We start from the raw sequence: 15444 nt of genomic DNA on the forward strand, positions 1-15444 counted from the left end.
TGCGGGAACCGGCGTTTGCCGGTTCCCGCAGTGGTTATTTGCCGCTGTAGAGGTTCAGGTCACCGAAGTGCTTTTTCTGGATCGTGGCGTAGGTGCCGTCGTCGTGTAACGCTTTGATACCTTTGTCCAGGAGTGCCTTGAGCTCAGTGTTACCTTTTTTGATACCGACTGCGGTCTTGGACGGCAGCAATTCGCTGTCGACCGGCTCACTGACTTCATAGTCGGCGCCTTGTGGCGACTTGAGAAAGCCCAGTTCGGCCTGGAGCATGTCCTGGATCGAGGCATCCAGGCGTCCGGAGGTCAGGTCGGAATAGACCTGGTCCTGGTTCTGGTAGGCCTGGGTCTTGACCCCGGCCTTGTCCAGCACGGCCTTGGCGTAGGCTTCCTGGATGGTGCCTTGCTCGTAGCCGACAGTCTTGCCCTTGAGCGAGGCCGGGTCGGCGGTCAGGCCTGCACCTTTCTTGAACACCAGGCCGGTAGGGCCGGAGAACAGCTCGCTGGAGAAGTCGATGACTTTTTCCCGTGCCGGGGTAACGGTCATCGACGAGATCACGCCGTCGAACTTGTTGGCCTTGAGCCCCGGAATCATGCCGTCAAAGTCACTTTCCACCCACTTGCACTTGACCTTGAGCTCAGCACAGATGGCATTGCCCAGGTCGATGTCGAAGCCCACCAGGGAACCGTCGGCGGCTTTCGATTCGAACGGTGCATAAGACGGATCGACGCCGAAGCGCAGCTCCTTGTATTCCTTGGCCAGGGTGTTCCCCGCAGCCAGACACAACGCGAGTGCGGAAAGCGTCAGCCATGCTTTTTTCATTGTGTGTCCTTGGATTCGCAAAGTGTTGGGGTGGCAAAGGGCCGTTACCGGTCGATGCCAGACAACACAGTGATAGCAAGTTTCACACCATATTCCAGGCCAGCCCCACATTCAGTGGGAACTGGCCTTGCCTGCGAGGGGCCGCAGCGCGGCCCCGAACAGCCTCAGTAACGCGCATCCACCGGCTTGCCGCCGTTGGGCCAGTCCTTGACCTTGTCCGGGAAGTCCGGCCGTGGCTGTTGCGAGAACCAGGCCGCGACGTCCACTGCCTCCTGATCACTCAAGCCGCCCTGGCCCAGGGGGAATTTCTCGTGAAAGCCGATCGGCATGTTGCGTTTGACGAACGCCGCAGCGGTATAGGTGCGGGCCATGCCGGCGCCGATGTTGAACGACTGATCGCCCCACAGTGGTGGGTACACCAGGCTGCCGTCTTCTCGGGCCAGGCCCTCGCCATTGCTGCCATGGCACACCGCGCACTGCTCGGCATACACCTGCTTGCCGTTGTCCAGGTCTGGCTTGATCGCCGTGTCGATCTTGCCGACCCCGCGCCCGGCCACCTTGTCGCCCGGCTGGGTGTTCATCTTCATCCAGTCGAAATAGGCCACCATCGCCTGCATGTCCGCCGATTGTGGCGGTATCGGCTTGCCGTTCATCGAACGCCGGAAGCAGCCGTTGATGCGCTCTTCAAGGGTGACTTCCTTGCCCGCCCGCGGAGCGTAGCTGGGGAAGAACGCCGAGACGCCGACAAACGGCGAGCCGTCGGCCACGGTGCCGGCGTTGAGGTGACAGCTGGTGCAGTTCAGCGCGTTGCCGACGTTGTCCGGCAACAGCTCGCGGGTTTGCAGGTGCAAGCGCATGCCGCGGATCACCTGGTCGGCGTTGGCTGCGGCGAGCAGGTTGGCCAGGCGCGGGGTTTCAAAGGCGCTGGAGTCGGTGGTCTGCGGATTGAGCTGGTCACGCAGGGTTTTCACCTGCTTGGCAGTGATCGGCGAGCTGTTGTTGCCCCAGCGACCGCGCACGAAGGTGAGGATCTCGGCGATCTCTTGATCGGCCAGGCGGGCGAAGCCGGGCATGGTGTAAACCCGTGAATGGGTGGCGGTTTGCGCGGTTTCCCAGCCGGTGAGGGTGATGTGCAGCAGCGAGGTCGGGTTGGCCGAGGCGATGCTCGGGTTGCCGGCCAGTGGCGGGAACAGGCCCGGGACCCCACGCCCGTCCGGGCGGTGGCAATCGCTGCAGAACTGGGTGTAGCCCAGGCCGCCGCGGCTGCTGAACAGGTCATCCGGGGCAACGGTTGCGGCCAGCGGAACATCCGGCATCGGCAGGTCATCCTTGCCCGGCGGCAGCGATTTCAGGTAGCTGGCGATAGCCACCAGGTCGCCGTCGCTAAAGTGCTGGGTACTGTGATGAATGACGTCGGCCATGTTGCCCGACACCGTGGCAAAGCGGTTCTGCCCGGTCTTGAGCAATTGCACGGTGTCTTGCACGGTCCACAGGTTGCGCAGGCTCAGGGCCTGCCAGTGCTCTACGGTTTCACCGGCAAGGAAGTGCTTGCCGCTGCGGCCGGCGTCGCTCATGGCCTTTTCCTGGAAGGCGATGCCGCGTGGGGTATGGCAGGCACCACAATGGCCCAGGCCCTGCACCAGGTAGGCGCCCCGATTGAGCACTTCGTCCTTGGCGGGATCGGGCTCGAAGGGCTCGCTGTCGACGAAGGCGAAGTTCCACAGAGACAGGCCCCAGCGCATGTTGAACGGCCAGCTCATGTCCGCTTCCTGGTTGGACTGGCTGATCGGCGTCACGCCCTGCATCAGGTAGGCGTACAGGGCGCGCATGTCCGCTTCGCTCATTTTCGCGTAGGACGGGTAGGGCATTGCCGGGTACAGGTTGGTGCCGTCCGGGGTCACGCCTTCGCGCATGGCCTTGTCGAACTGCTCGAAGCTGTAGCGGCCGATGCCAGTGTCCGGGTCGGGGGTGATGTTGCTTGAGTAGATGGTGCCCATCGGTGTTTTCAGTTGCAGGCCACCGGCCATTTCCGGTGCTTGCGGTGCGGTGTGGCAAGCAATGCAGTCGCCGAGCTGGGCGATGTATTTGCCTCGGGCAAGCAGTTCGCTGTCGGCCGCCGCTGCCGGGGGCGGCTCGCTGGCGAATACGGAGAACGAGAACACGGTCGTGGCCACCAGGGCCAGACGGGAGAAGGCAGATGCCATTGCATTATTCCTTTAGTCACCTGGCCTGGGGTGGTCCCCTGGGCGCAGGGCTGCAATCGTTTTTATGGTTCATCAGGCAGAGGCGGGTAACGAAACCTGCCTCAGTTTCGTTGTAAGGGATTTGCTGGCGGGGGCTGTTGATATGGATCAGCGCAGCCGGCATTGCACCGGCTGCGCATGTGGATTGCGCGGTTTTACCTGCCCGGCACCAGGGTCAGGCGCTTGTTGCCGTAGGCGCGGTCGAAGTTTTGTGGTTGCAGCGGCAGGCTCATGTAGCGGCCCTTGAACCAAGCATCCAGACCATCGGCAAAGTGCGGGCTGGCCGGGTTGCCGGACTGGCCGCTGCTGCTTTGCAGTTGCAGCGGTTCAATCTGACCGAAGTCCACCACCATGCGCAGTGACGGTGCCAGTTGTGCGTTGAAGTCCTTGCCCCAGGCGTAGGGCGCAAGGTTCAGGGTGCTGTGGTCGCCGCCCGTGGCCAGCGGGCCGCGACTGACCGCGTCACCCAGGCCATGAAAAGTCGGCGCCGGCCAGCGGTACTGGTGCAGTTTGCCCCATTGCCAGGCGCGCTGATTATTGCCCAGTTGCGCTTCGCCGGCAGTGATTGCTGCTGCCAGGCTGCGGGCGAGAATGGCCGGTTTGTCTTCTTTTTGCGCGGTGTTCTGATCGTCCCAGAACGGGCTGTCTTCGCGGCCGAGCAAGTGGTCGGCCTGGGCCGAGTACGACAGCCGGGCGTTACCGACAAAAGCCTGCCAGCTCGGGCTGGACTCAGGGCCGAGCTCGTCGAGGAAGGTCAGCTTGGCACTTTCCTGCAGGAACAGTTGGTACAGGGCGGCATCTGCCGAGGTGGTGCTCAGTCGGCCGTCGAAGGCCATCAACCGGGTGTAGGCCTCGCGTGCCTTGGTCCGTTGCTCGGCAGGCAGGGCGTCGATTGCCTGCTTCAGCGGTTGGGCCATGCCGGGGGCTTGGAACATTTTCTTCAGCTTGTCGGCAAACAGCGTGGTCTGGTCGCTTTGCATCAGCATCAGGCTGCGGCTGTCGTGCTTGCCGTTGCCGGCCAGTTGCGCCAGGCGCTCGGCACGCTCGGGGTAGTACCAGCTGTTGGACAGCTGCATGCCATAGCCTTTGGGCACGCTGCGCTGGTTGGCATTGCCGATCCAGCCTTGGGGCGGGTCCTGGTCGTAGGGGTGGAGCATCGGGTCGGCGTAGCCGTCCCAGTCGTAGCGTCCGTCCCAGCCCGGCGACGGCAGCAGGCCCTGGCCCTCGCGGCGGTTGGGGAAGCGCCCGCTGACCTGCCAGCCGATATTGCTGGCGTCGGCAAACACGAAGTTCAGCGCCGCAGCGCCAATCTCGCGGGTGTTGTCGAAGGCGCGCTCGACATTCTGCGCCCGCGACAGGTTGAAGAACGCATCCAGGCTCTGGTCGCCCTTGAGCTCGGGCATGCGCAGGGCCAGGCCCAGGCTGGCGTTCTGCGGCTGGCCGAGCAGGGTGCCGTGGCGGGTGTCGTACAGGGTTTCACGCAGCGGGCGCTGGCCCTTGATGAAGAAGGTTTCGTTGCGGGCCTGGGCTGGCAGCCATTTACCGTCGGCCTGGTACATCAGGCGGCTGCCTTCCTTGCGCAGTTTTTCCAGGAACAGGTCCTGGTTGTCGGCCATCACCGCGCTGGCGCTCCAGGCCAGCTTGCCGTTGTAGCCTGAAAGCACCAGCGGCAGGCCGGCGATGGATACGCCAGCGGCCTGGTACTTGGGCGAACGGATCTGCACCGGGCTCATCGCCCAGGCACCAAGGGTATCGCTGGCCATCAGGCTCTTGCCGCTGCGACTGCGCTGCGGGGCAATCGCCCAGTTGCTCGAGCCGGCGCTGCCGAGCAGGTTGAGTGCGGCCAGTTGCTCGCTGACTGCGGTCAACGGTGCCAGGCCCGCGAGCTGGGTGTTCAGGTTCAGGCCTTTGAGCTTGTCGGTTTCGCTCAGCGCCAGCGGTTCGTCAGGGTAGCTTGGCAGCAGCCAGGCCAGTTTGTCGGTACCGACTTTTTGCGCCAGGCCCAGGGCTGCGAGTTCTTCCTGCAGGTTGACCGACTGGCTGAAGTTGTACAGGCAGAAGATCAGCGCCGAGTCCTCGGGCTTCCAGTATTCCGGACGGTAGCCGCTTTGCGCCAATGGTGCCGGCAGCTTGTCGCGGTAGCGGAACATATAAGCGTTGACGCCACGGGCATACACCTCGAAGAAACGCTTGAGGCGTGGCGAGGCATCGGCATACAGCTGGTTGGCGCTGGCCTTGAGGTTGGCCGCGCGCATCAGGCGGTCGACTTCCAGCACGTCGGCACCGGCCATTTCCGCAAGCCGGCCTTGAGCCAGCAGGCGCATGCCAACCATCTGCCCGATGCGGTCACCGGCGTGGATATAGCCCAGGGCGAACAGCGCGTCGTGGAAGTTGTTCGATTCGATCAGCGGCATGCCCAGGGCGTTGCGGCGCACCGACACATTTTGTGCCAGGCCTTTGAGCGGTTGCACGCCCGTGGCAGGCAGCACGCTGTCGCGCTGGCCGGCCATCTGGCAGCCACCCAGGCTGAGCAGCCCGAGCATCGCAGCGGCTACGCCGAACCGGGGGGTAAAAGGGGGAAGGGCTGGCGCGGCCATGATCAGGCTCCTGCAGGGCGTGGCGGTAAAAGGCGCTACGTTAGTGAGCGCGATCACACCATGCAAGCGGGGCGCAGCCTTTATTTTCACCAGCTGACGAGGCGTCGGGCCGGCAGGGGAGCTAGCGGTCGCGCCGGCGTACTGCGCAAGCGCCGACCACTAGCAAAAGGCCGCGATCAGGCGCCGTGGCACTTCTTGAACTTCTTGCTGCTGCCGCATGGGCACGGATCGTTGCGGCCGACGTCCTTCAGGGCGTTGCGCACCGGCTCCTGGTGGCCGTGGTTGCAGTGCGGGCCGTGTACATGGCCATGGTCATGGTCGTGATGATCATGATCGTGGTTGCAGTCAGGGCCATGGACATGGGGTTGCTGGGTCATCTTGGGTTACTCCGGAATAAGATCGCCGGGAATTATCTCACCACTGCGCGACAAGTGCAGGTCGCGGGCGAAGAATAATCCGCTGCTCATCTCACCTTCCAGGCGATAGCGCAGTGGGCCTTCGCTGCCTTTGAGCAGTTTGGCCAGGGGTTTGACCTGCTGCCAGAGGTTGGTGCGCACCGGGATCTTGAAGGTGCGCCGCGCGTGCGGGCCGACACTGCGCCACAGGCTGGCCTCGCCTTCGGTCAACGGCAGGTCGTTGATCAGCACCTTGTAGCCCAGGTAACGGATGAACAGACGGCTGTCGTTGGGGTTGTCGACCTGGACATGCAGTACGAATTCCTGCTGCAGCAGGCGCATCTTCAGCGGTTCAACCTTGAGCAGATGCACCTGTGGGTCCTGGTAGTCGCTGTCCAGCCAGCTGGCGCAGCCCGCCAGTTGCAGGAGCAGAACGCTGATCAGCAGCAGGCGGGCCATCAGCTCAGCTACCCAGGTAACTGGAGCAGCACTTCTTGAACTTCTGCCCGCTTTCGCATGGGCAGGGATCGTTGCGCGTGGCCTTGAGGCCGACGGTCGGGTCAATGAAGTACCAGCGGCCGTGGTTCTGCACGAAGGCCGAGCGTTCGCGATGGCAATGCTCGCCATCGCTGTCGTGCCAGCGAGCGGTAAAGGTGACAAAGGCATGTTCGGGCTTGCCGCCGAACACCTCGGCGCCTTCGACTTCAAGGCCCAGCCAGGTGCTCTGCTGGCTCCAGTTGCGGATCGCCTCGCGGTCGAGCCCGGCTTGCTGCGCTGGCAGGGTGGTGGTCACCAGATAGTCGACCAGCCCCAGCACGTAGGCGCTGTAGCGCGAACGCATCAGGGTCTGCGCGTCGGGGGCGGGGAGCCCAGCGTGATAATGCCCGCAGCAGGTATCGAGCAGATCGCCGCTACCGCAAGGACAAACCGAGACACTCATTGCTTCACCACCAGTACTTGCCAAAATTTTCCGGGTTGGCCCAGAACTTGGCGTTGAGCCAGTCCGGGACCTGCTTGTATTCACGTAGATCATAGGTGAACAGGTTCAAAACCTGCGCATCGCGCTGGAATTTTTCACTGGCTTGCAGGGCCAGGGCGAAGAAGTCGGTTTCTTGCCAGCCGCAGGCGCTCAAGTCGGCCAGCACCGCCACGCGGCTGGCATTGAGGTTGCGGATGCCGCCGAGCAATTGCAGGCCATCGCGTTTGCTCAGGTGCTCGAGGCAATCGACCAGCAGCGCCAGGTCGAAGCGTTGCGCCGCAAGCTCGGCCGGCAGAGCGCCGGGGTTGGCCACGGCGATTTGCGCCTGCGGGTGCGCCTGGGCGAAAGCCTCCAGGGCCGGAAAGCGCTCGCCTATCAATAGCAGGCGCTGCGGCGCATAGCGATCAAGCAGGGCGGCCAGGGCCTGTTGCGGGGTGCGCTGGGAAAAACCGTCCATCATCGGGAATCCTCGGTCAGATGGGGCAAGACTAACGGTCTGGCGCCACTTGGCATAGTGCCGCGGCGCCGCATCATGGCCTATTGCTGGCGGATATCAATGAGGCGGTCTTTACTCCCAGAGCATCGGTTTTGCACCGATTCCCCCTAGGAGATGCAACAAAATGAGCATAGTACGCACAGCATTACCTCTGGTTCTGCTAACCAGCGTGTTGACTGGTTGTGCAGGTTTGCAAAAAACCGACTGGCCGAAGTGTGCTGCCGTCGGGGGCGTAGGCGGCGCAGCCTTGGGCGCTATCGAGAGCTCCAGCTGGGCAGGCTGGGGCGCGCTGCTCGGCGCGGGCATGGCCGCCGGTTATTGCTGGGCCCATGGCGATGGCGATGAAGACGGCGATGGCGTGCCGGACAGCCGCGACAAGTGCCCGGGCACGCCACGTGGCGTGCAGGTCGATGCCAATGGATGCCCGCCGGAGCCTGTCGCCGTGGTCGAAGAAGTCGCCGTGGTCAAGGAAGAGGTCATTGTCATTCGCGATGTTCACTTCGAGTTCGATTCGGCCAAGCTGACCGCAACCGACAAGGAGCGCCTCAATACCATTGCCACGCGCCTGAAAAACGAAGCGGCGAGCGCGCGCTTGAGTGTCACTGGCCACACCGACAGCAAAGGCTCCGATGCCTACAACCAGAAACTCTCGGAGCGCCGCGCGCATTCGGTCACCGAATACCTGATCGAGAGCGGCGTGCCACGTGCCAGCTTCGTCTCGGTGCGCGGTGCCGGTGAGACCCAGCCGGTTGCCGACAACGCCACTGCCGATGGCCGGGCGCAGAACCGTCGTACGGAAATTCGCATCGAGCGCTGAAGCGCCAGCGGCCTGCGGCTTGAGAAGTACCGCAGGCCGGTCTTTACTCCTGTGTGACCGGTAGAGGCCGGTGACACAGGAGCAATTCTCATGAGTGTTCTCTTCAAGGCCACACTGCCGGTCCTTCTGGCCGCAAGCCTGCTCTCCGGTTGTGCGACCCACAGCGATGGCAGCGCCCCACTCAATCAAAGGACCTGGCCTATCTGCAGCTTGCTTGGCGGTCTGGTCGGTGGCGGTCTGGGTGCCATCGAAAGTTCCGCCTGGGCAGCCGGTGCCGGTGCTGCCGGCGCGATTGCCGGCGGCCTGATCTGTTATGCCCAGGACGGTGACGAGGATGAAGACGGCGTGTTCGACCGTCGCGACCTCTGCCCCGACACGCCGGCCAACACCCCGGTCAGCCATACCGGTTGCCCGCTGCCGCAATACCCAGCGAGCCAGAAAGCGCCGGAGCCTGCACCGACCTCGGAAGTGATTACCCTCAGCGACCAGGGCGCGGTGATGTTCGCCTTTGACTCGGCGCAGTTGACCAGCGCGGCCCAACAGCAGTTGCAGGCGCTGACCAGCAAGCTCAATGGCGCCAATGTAACCAGCGTCAAAGTCGTCGGCCATACCGACAGCCAGGGCTCGGACGCCTACAACCAGGCGCTGTCCGAACGGCGAGCCAGCAGTGTTGCCGAGTACCTGATCAGCCAGGGCCTGTCGCCCGCCAAGGTCACCAGCCAGGGCCAGGGTGAAAGCCAGCCGGTTGCCGATAACGACACTGATGCCGGGCGGGCGCAGAACCGCAGGGTGGAACTGCACCTTAATTGATCGGGCCACTGACACAAGGACTGGCACAAGGAGCGTGTCAGCCGTTACTGTTGCAGGCGATGCCAGCACCCCTGGCATCGCCACCGAAAAATAACAACGGGGGGCGCCTATGCAAGGGTTACTGGGGCTGGCCAAGGCCCTGACCGTGGTGTTCTGGTGGGTGGTACTGGTCAATTTGCTGATACCGCTGGAGCACCCCTTCCACCTGCTGATCAATGCCGCCGGTGCCGCCCTGCTTGGCCTGCACTTGCTGGAAGTATTGATGTTCAATGGTTGCCTGCGTGAGCGCAGCCATCGTTGGTTCGATCGCTTGCAGATCCTGCTGGTCGGTATTTTTCATGTTCTTTCAATTCCGGCACCCCGCAAGGAAGCTGCTAATGCGTAAATTGATCATTCTGGCTGCGTTGTTCAGCCCCCTGGCCCTGGCCGACGCCATCAGCGTGGCGGCCCATTCGGTGCTGCGCCTGCCAAACAAGGCCAGCGTCGTGCATTTGCAGCGCCTGGAGGTTGCTGATTCCGCCACCCTGGTGCTGCCCGCCAGCCTGGTCGATCTCAGGATCGATGAGTTGCACCTGGGCCAGGAGGCGCGAATTGCCATCGTGCCGGCCGAAACCACCCTGCAGCTTGAAGTGCAACGGGCCAGCTTCGGCGAGGGCAGCCAGATCGTTGCCCATGGTGCCCCGGGCACTTACGAAAAAGCGGCAAAGGCCGGGCGCAACCTGGAATTGCAACTGCATGAGCTCAAAGCCTCGACCCTGGCCATTGATGCCCGTGGCGGCGCCGGTGCGCCGGGTTATGTCGGCCTTGATGGCGCCAATGGCAAGCCGGGGGGCTGCACCTGGGGCCAGGCCAGCCGCGGCGCCAATGGCGACAACGGTGGCAATGGCCATGACGGCGCGCCGGGTGGCCGGGTGCGGCTGGCGTTGCCGGCAGGTTTTCCTGCTGAGCGCATCGTGGTCCAGCTTGATGGCGGTGCGCCAGGCGTGGCGGGTGCAGCCGGCAAGCCGGGGGCCGGTGGCGCAAGCAAGGGCTGCCTGGTGTACAGCACTGCGGGTGGTGCGGCAGGCAAACCTGGGGCTGCGGGTCAGCCGGGAGCGGCGGGTGCAGTTGGAGAGTTGATCTTGCAGCGCCTGTAAAAGCACGCGCCGGCCCCTGTTGGAGCCGGCTTTGCCGGCGACGGGCTGCAAAGCAGCCCCTTGACCTGGTTCACCACAGCACCCCACCCGACAGCACCACCGCAATCCCCAGCACCAGGTTGAGCCCGACCATCCGCCGAATCCTCGCCATCACCGCCGCACCCGCCGGCCAGTCCTCAGCCTGCACCGCCTGGCGCAGTTCCGGGAACAGCAACGACTGGACACGAAAGAACACGGCAAACATCGCAATCGCACCGCCGATCATCACCTGGACATGCCGTGGCGTGGTCTCGAAGCTGGCAAAACGGGTGTTGACCATGAACATGCCGCTGATCGCCAGCACCGCGATTGCGATCCATACCCAGCCAAAAAAACGCTGAAACACTTCTACCCACAGGCGTAGGCGAGCGGGGCCTTCCAGGGCTGCAACCGCCGCCGGGCGCAGGATCAGCCAGGCAAAGAACATCCCCCCGACCCACACCAGGGCGGCCAGAACATGCAGGCTGTAAGACAGGGCAAAGACGGGCATGGGGATCTCCATTCGGCGCAAAGGGCAATAGCGGGGTATGATAGCGACCCAATCGAAACACTGAAAATTTATCCAGCCCTTCGGGCGCCCGACACCATGATCAGCAACGAACTCAAAACCACGATTCAGGGCGCCTATTCGCGTTTTCTCGAAGCCAAGAGCCTCAAGCCGCGCTACGGCCAGCGTCTGATGATTGCCGAAGTGGCCAAGGTGCTCGGCGATATCGACTGTGACGACGAAGGCCGGCGCGTCGGTGAACCAGCGGTGGTCGCGGTCGAGGCCGGCACCGGTACTGGCAAGACAGTGGCCTACAGCCTGGCCTCGATTCCGGCGGCCAAGGCGGCCGGCAAGCGCCTGGTGATCGCCACCGCCACGGTTGCCCTGCAGGAGCAGATCGTCTTCAAGGACCTGCCCGACCTGATGCGCAACAGCGGCCTCAATTTCAGCTTCGCCCTGGCCAAGGGCCGTGGCCGCTACTTGTGCCTGTCGAAACTCGACGTGCTGCTGCAGGAAGGCCAGGCGCAATCGGCCACTGCCCAGCTGTTCGAGGAAGAAGGCTTCCGGATCGAGGTCGACGAGGCCAGCCAGAAGCTCTTTACCAGCATGATCGAAAAGCTCGCCGGCAACCGCTGGGATGGCGATCGTGACAGCTGGCCCCAGGCTCTGGAAGACCAGGACTGGGCGCGCCTGACCACCGACCACAGCCAGTGCACCGGGCGCCATTGCCCGAACTTCGGCCAGTGCACCTTCTACAAGGCCCGCGAAGGCATGGGCAAGGTCGATGTAATCGTCACCAACCACGACATGGTTCTCGCCGACCTGGCCCTGGGCGGCGGCGCCGTGCTGCCGGACCCGCGCGACACCATTTATGTATTCGACGAAGGCCACCACCTGCCCGACAAGGCCATCGGCCATTTCGCCCATTACACCCGTTTGCGCTCGACTGCCGACTGGCTCGAGCAAACCGCCAAGAACCTGACCAAGCTGCTGGCCCAGCATCCGCTGCCGGGCGACCTGGGCAAATTTATCGAGCAGGTGCCGGAGCTGGCCCGTGAGATCAAGGCCCAGCAGCAGTTCATGTTCAGCGCCTGCGAGCAGGTTGCCGATTTCCGCCCGGGCGAAGACATGGAAGGCCGTGAGCGGCCTCGTCATCGTTTCGAAGGCGGCGTGGTGCCTGAGCACATGCGCGAGATGGGCATCGAGCTGAAAAAGGGCTTTTCGCGCCTCAGCGACCTGTTCACCCGCCTGACCGAGCTGCTCAAGGAAGGCATGGATGGCGAGGTCAATATCGGCATCGCCAGCCATCAGGCCGAGGAGTGGTACCCGCTGTTCGGCAGCCTGCTGATGCGCGCCCAGGGCAACTGGGAGTTGTGGACCGCCTTCACCGCCGAAGACCCGGAAGACAGCCCGCCCATGGCCCGCTGGCTGACCCTGGCCGAAAGCGGCGCGTTGTTCGATATCGAGGTCAATGCCAGCCCGATCCTTGCCGCCGAAATGCTTCGGCGCAACCTGTGGAACGTCGCCCACGGCGCCCTGGTGACCTCGGCGACTCTGACGGCACTGGGCAAGTTCGATCGTTTTCGCATGCGTGCCGGGCTGCCCAAGACCGCCGTTACCAGTGTTGTGCCGAGCCCCTTCCACCACGTTGACGCCGGCGTGCTGCGGGTGCCAGACCTGCGTGCCGACCCGCGCGATGCCGCCGCCCACACCGCGGCGATCATCCGCGACCTGCCGGAGCTGGTGGAAGGCTCGCGCGGTTCGCTGGTGCTGTTTTCCTCGCGCAAGCAGATGCAGGACGTGTTCGATGGCCTGGACCGCGACTGGCGCAAGCAGGTGTTCATCCAGGGCAACCTGTCCAAGCAGGAAACCCTCAACAAGCACAAGGCGCGGGTCGATGGCGGTGATTCCAGCGTGCTGTTCGGCCTCGCCAGCTTCGCCGAAGGCGTCGACCTGCCGGGCGCATATTGCGAGCACGTGGTGATCGCCAAGATTCCTTTCGCCGTGCCGGATGACCCGGTCGAAGCCGCCCTGGCCGAATGGATCGAGGCCCGTGGTGGCAACCCGTTCATGGAAATTGCCGTGCCGGACGCCTCGTTGCGGCTGATCCAGGCCTGCGGGCGGCTTCTGCGCACCGAAGAGGACCGCGGCACCATCACCCTGCTTGACCGGCGGGTGGTCACCCAGCGCTACGGCAAGGCTATTCTCAATGCGTTGCCACCGTTTCGCCGGGAAATTTCCTGAAAACCCGGAGCGCAATGCTCCGGGCGTTGTCTATCACTCAGTTCAAGGCCCCATGGGCCCTCAAGGAGAGCTCCAGCCCTATGATTCGCCGTACCTTGCCTGCCGTATTCGCACTGTTGTTCAGCACGCCGTTGCTGGCTGGGCAACAGACGCTGTTCAGCTTCGTTCGCCCGGCCGCCGTGGTCAATGTGCTGACCGAAGATGCCAGCCTGCCGCAGTACAATGCAGAGCAGACGGCCGAGGGCGAGGTGCTGCGCCGCGTGGTGTTCAACCCGGTGGCGCAGCCCAAGCTGCGCCTGACTCCGCAGGCCGGGGCCTGGGACTGGTCCAGCGCCACGGCCCTGACCTTGCGTCTGCAAAGCGCCATGGACTGGGCGCTGACCGTCGATGTCACGGTGCTAAGCAGCGACGGCAAGACCCTCACCAGCCGCATCGACCTGCCGGCGGGCCCGGCGCAAACCGTCTATGTACCGCTCAAGGCCAGTTCGCCGCTGAGCCAGGGCATGCGCGCCGGGCCGCCGATGCCTTGGGTGCACGAGGGCCAGCGGGTACTGCTGACCAGCAGCGCTGGCGAGGTCGATCTCAAGCAGGTGGTGTCGGTGACCTTGTCGATGAACAAGCCCAACGTCGCCCAGAGCATCCTCATCGAGCGCGTCGGCACCCAGGATGACGAGCAACTGCAAAAGGCCGTGTACACCGGCCTGATCGACGGCTATGGCCAGTCGACCCGCGGTCGCTGGCCGGAAAAGATCGTCAGCGATGACCAGCTCAAGGCCGCCGCCGGCCGCGAACAGCTGCAGCTCAAAGGCTGGCTGGGCGAACGCAGCAAGCTCAAGCTCGACAAGTTCGGTGGCATCAGCGAAGGCCCGGCGTTCGAGGCCAAGGGCTTCTTTCGCACCGAGAAACGCGAAGGTCGCTGGTACCTGGTGACCCCCGAAGGCCATCCGTTCTATTCCCTGGGCGTCAACACCGTGGCAGCCGACGGTGGCCGCACCTATGTGGCAGGGCGCGAGAGCATGTTCAGCGCACTGCCGCAAGCAGGTGAGGCGCTGGCGCAGTTCTACGGTGAAGGCAACAACAACGACGGCAATGGCTCGGCCCGTGGTCGCAACTTCAACCAGGGGCGCTGGTTCGACTTCTATGCCGCCAACATCGAGCGCAGCCACTCCACCCCATGCACGCCGGTGGCGGCCAGTGACAAAGGCGCGGCGGTGGACTGTCCACCCGCCAGCTTCGACAAGCAGCGCTGGCAGGGCCACACCCTCGACCGCCTGCAAGCCTGGGGCTTCAATACCCTGGGCAACTGGAGCGAGCCGACGCTTGGCCAGGCCAATCGCATGCCGTACACCTTGCCGCTGTCGATCGTTGGTGACTACACCAGCATCAGCACCGGCATGGACTGGTGGGGCGGCATGCCTGACCCGTTCGACCCGCGCTTTGCCATGGCCACCGAGCGTGCGGTGGCGATTGCCGCCCGCGATCACCGCGACGACCCCTGGCTGATCGGCTACTTTGCCGACAACGAGCTGGCCTGGGCCGCCCCCGGTGACGATCCCAAGGCCCGCTACGCCCTGGCCTACGGCACCTTGCGCCTGACCACCGATGTACCGGCCAAGCGTGCCTTCCTCAAGCAGTTGCGCGACAAGTACCGCAACCAGGCCGGCCTGTCCAAGGCCTGGGGCATCGATCTGCCCGCTTGGGAGCTGATGGAAGACCCAGGGTTCGAACCGCCGCTGCCAAGCCCTGAGCACCCGGAAATCGAGGCCGACTTCAAATACTTCCAGAAGGTCTTCGCCGAAACCTATTTCAAGACCATTTCCGACTCGCTGAAGTGGCATGCGCCCAATCATCTGTTGCTTGGCGGCCGTTATGCCGTGAGCACCCCGGAAGCAGTCGGCGCCTGTGCCGAGTACTGCGACGTCATCAGCTTCAATTTCTACACGCCCAAACCGCAGGACGGCTACGACTTCAACCAGCTCAAGGCGCTGGACAAGCCGGTGCTGGTCTCCGAGTTCCAGTTCGGTTCCCGCGACCGTGGCCCGTTCTGGCCGGGGCCGATGGAGGTGGCCAAGGAAGAGGGCAGGGCGCCGGCCTATGCCAGCTTCATCAAGGCCGCGCTGGATGAACCGTCAATCGTCGGTGTGCACTGGTTCCAGTACCTCGACCAACCTGCCAGCGGGCGCCTGCTCGATGGCGAGAACGGCCATTTCGGCCTGGTCGGCATTACCGATGTACCGTTCCAGGGCTTTGTCGACGGCGTGCGCAGGAGCAATCTGCAAACCCAGGAACAGTTCGGTAGAACCCTGGTGACCCCGGAAAAAGCGCCGAAGACTCCCTGACACCTGCTGCCGGGCATGCACCGCCCGGCTTCTGTCTGTTCCCAA

At 63.9% G+C, this 15444-nt stretch carries 14 protein-coding genes; 6 read left to right on the forward strand and 8 right to left on the reverse strand.

Going from position 1 to position 15444, the window contains the following annotated elements; all coding sequences use genetic code 11:
* Window positions 1–34 precede the first annotated feature (34 nt).
* The 7 genes from ACIOVF_RS10965 to ACIOVF_RS10995 form a co-directional block, all read right to left on the reverse strand.
* A complete protein-coding gene (locus tag ACIOVF_RS10965) occupies window positions 35–817 on the reverse strand; it encodes a transporter substrate-binding domain-containing protein (protein ID WP_045197773.1) in 783 nt (260 codons plus the stop codon).
* A gap of 164 nt (window positions 818–981) precedes the next feature.
* Window positions 982–3021 (reverse strand): c-type cytochrome, encoded by a 2040-nt coding sequence (locus ACIOVF_RS10970; protein WP_045197775.1) that lies wholly within the window; start codon window positions 3019–3021, stop codon window positions 982–984.
* A 194-nt stretch (window positions 3022–3215) separates the two neighbouring features.
* Window positions 3216–5657, reverse strand: coding sequence for a penicillin acylase family protein (locus ACIOVF_RS10975; RefSeq protein ID WP_045197777.1), 2442 nt, complete (start codon window positions 5655–5657; stop codon window positions 3216–3218).
* A gap of 176 nt (window positions 5658–5833) precedes the next feature.
* Window positions 5834–6034: an SEC-C metal-binding domain-containing protein gene (locus ACIOVF_RS10980; protein WP_010221064.1), complete on the reverse strand. Its 201-nt coding sequence runs from the start codon at window positions 6032–6034 to the stop codon at window positions 5834–5836.
* Window positions 6035–6040: 6 nt separating this feature from the next.
* On the reverse strand, window positions 6041–6511 hold the full coding sequence (locus tag ACIOVF_RS10985; protein ID WP_045197779.1) for an LEA type 2 family protein: 471 nt from the start codon (window positions 6509–6511) through the stop codon (window positions 6041–6043).
* A 4-nt stretch (window positions 6512–6515) separates the two neighbouring features.
* A complete protein-coding gene (locus ACIOVF_RS10990) occupies window positions 6516–6992 on the reverse strand; it encodes a YchJ family protein (protein WP_045197781.1) in 477 nt (158 codons plus the stop codon).
* A 4-nt stretch (window positions 6993–6996) separates the two neighbouring features.
* The gene (locus ACIOVF_RS10995; protein ID WP_045197783.1) at window positions 6997–7491 is read right to left on the reverse strand and encodes a DUF6231 family protein; all 495 of its coding nucleotides are present in this window, start codon (window positions 7489–7491) and stop codon (window positions 6997–6999) included.
* A gap of 160 nt (window positions 7492–7651) precedes the next feature.
* Between ACIOVF_RS10995 and ACIOVF_RS11000 the strand changes: the two genes are divergently transcribed.
* The 4 genes from ACIOVF_RS11000 to ACIOVF_RS11015 all read left to right on the forward strand — a co-directional run bounded on the left by ACIOVF_RS11000 (window position 7652) and on the right by ACIOVF_RS11015 (window position 10290).
* The gene (locus ACIOVF_RS11000) at window positions 7652–8344 is read left to right on the forward strand and encodes an OmpA family protein (RefSeq protein WP_045197785.1); all 693 of its coding nucleotides are present in this window, start codon (window positions 7652–7654) and stop codon (window positions 8342–8344) included.
* 90 nt (window positions 8345–8434) lie between these two features.
* Window positions 8435–9154, forward strand: a complete 720-nt coding sequence (locus ACIOVF_RS11005) for an OmpA family protein (RefSeq protein WP_093380174.1) — start codon at window positions 8435–8437, stop codon at window positions 9152–9154.
* A 109-nt stretch (window positions 9155–9263) separates the two neighbouring features.
* The gene (locus ACIOVF_RS11010; RefSeq protein ID WP_045197789.1) at window positions 9264–9539 is read left to right on the forward strand and encodes a DUF1145 domain-containing protein; all 276 of its coding nucleotides are present in this window, start codon (window positions 9264–9266) and stop codon (window positions 9537–9539) included.
* The gene (locus ACIOVF_RS11015) at window positions 9532–10290 is read left to right on the forward strand and encodes a collagen-like protein (protein WP_213603447.1); all 759 of its coding nucleotides are present in this window, start codon (window positions 9532–9534) and stop codon (window positions 10288–10290) included. The genes ACIOVF_RS11010 and ACIOVF_RS11015 overlap by 8 nt, the downstream gene beginning before the upstream one ends.
* Before the next feature lie 70 nt (window positions 10291–10360).
* Here ACIOVF_RS11015 and ACIOVF_RS11020 read toward each other — a convergent pair whose 3' ends face one another.
* Window positions 10361–10819, reverse strand: a complete 459-nt coding sequence (locus ACIOVF_RS11020) for a CopD family protein (RefSeq protein ID WP_401289372.1) — start codon at window positions 10817–10819, stop codon at window positions 10361–10363.
* Window positions 10820–10915: 96 nt separating this feature from the next.
* Here ACIOVF_RS11020 and dinG point away from each other — a divergent pair, with 96 nt between their 5' ends.
* Together dinG and ACIOVF_RS11030 are read left to right on the forward strand one after the other, a co-directional pair.
* Window positions 10916–13060: an ATP-dependent DNA helicase DinG gene (gene dinG, locus ACIOVF_RS11025; protein WP_045197794.1), complete on the forward strand. Its 2145-nt coding sequence runs from the start codon at window positions 10916–10918 to the stop codon at window positions 13058–13060.
* Window positions 13061–13140: 80 nt separating this feature from the next.
* On the forward strand, window positions 13141–15399 hold the full coding sequence (locus ACIOVF_RS11030) for a beta-agarase (protein WP_401289375.1): 2259 nt from the start codon (window positions 13141–13143) through the stop codon (window positions 15397–15399).
* Window positions 15400–15444 lie beyond the last annotated feature (45 nt).

The sequence above is a fragment of the Pseudomonas sp. NPDC087612 genome, assembly GCF_044743505.1.
In the GTDB taxonomy this organism is placed as follows: Bacteria; Pseudomonadota; Gammaproteobacteria; order Pseudomonadales; family Pseudomonadaceae; genus Aquipseudomonas.